We start from the raw sequence: 916 nt of genomic DNA, 5'->3' as shown, positions 1-916 counted from the left end.
CATCAGGCCGACTTCCCTGTTCCGGCTGCCAGCACTATCGGCGATATCCTCAAACGCCAGGGGATGGTTCCGGACAGAAAGCGCAAACACAGAACGCCCGGGAATCGTCAGCCGCTGACCACTATCCAGGATATTAATCAGGTCTGGAGCGCTGATTTTAAAGGGAAGTTCAGACTGCTGAGCCGGGAGTACTGCCACCCGTTTACGCTGACGGATAACCACAGCCGCTACCTTCTGAGCTGCCGGGGTAATCATCACGAGAACACCGCCTTTGCCCGACAGTGCCTCACCGACGCCTTCCTTGAATACGGTCTGCCGGATGTGCTGCGAACCGACAACGGGCAGCCCTTTGCTGGCGTTGGGGTGGCGGGTCTCAGCCGTCTGTCGGTCTGGCTTATCAAACTGGGCATCAGGCCCGAGCGAATCAGAAAGGGGCATCCGGAGGAAAATGGTCGCCATGAGCGGATGCACCGTTCGCTGAAAAGCGCACTGAAACACGGGAATATCTTCAGAACACTGGAAGAGCAACAGGCCTGGTTCAGTCATTACAGAGAAGAGTTCAACCAGGAGCGTCCACATGAAGCACTGGGAGGAACCACGCCGGGTGAGGTATGGCGGCCATCATCGCGCAGCTGGGACGGTAAAGTACCTGAGTATGAATGGCCTGAAGGAGCGCGGCTGTACAGAGTGATGTCGAAGGGGGTGATACACATCGGCAAGGAGGTGTTCCTGAGCGAAGCGCTGCTGGGGGAATACATCATGCTGGAAGAAAAAGATGATGGAGTTGAGGCCATCATCTTTAACGGTATAACGCTTGCTTACTATGACCGGAAAAGCCGTAGTATTATCCGGATAGACTAGGAAAGTGTTACCTATGTTCCCGGTCTGAAGTGTTACCTATGTATCCGGTCGTACA

General features: G+C 54.9%; 1 protein-coding gene. It reads left to right on the top strand.

What is annotated here, in order from left to right:
- Positions 1 to 861, top strand: an 861-nt coding sequence (locus FHC49_RS13105) for an integrase core domain-containing protein (protein ID WP_220439980.1), incomplete at its 5' end; no start/stop codon positions are given.
- Positions 862 to 916: the final 55 nt, after the last annotated feature.

The sequence above is a fragment of the Kluyvera sp. EC_51 genome (assembly GCF_019584505.1).
Taxonomy (GTDB): domain Bacteria; phylum Pseudomonadota; class Gammaproteobacteria; order Enterobacterales; family Enterobacteriaceae; genus Kluyvera; species Kluyvera sichuanensis.
The sequence above is the reverse complement of the archived record's forward strand: the minus strand, read 5'-3'. Positions and strand labels throughout refer to the sequence as shown.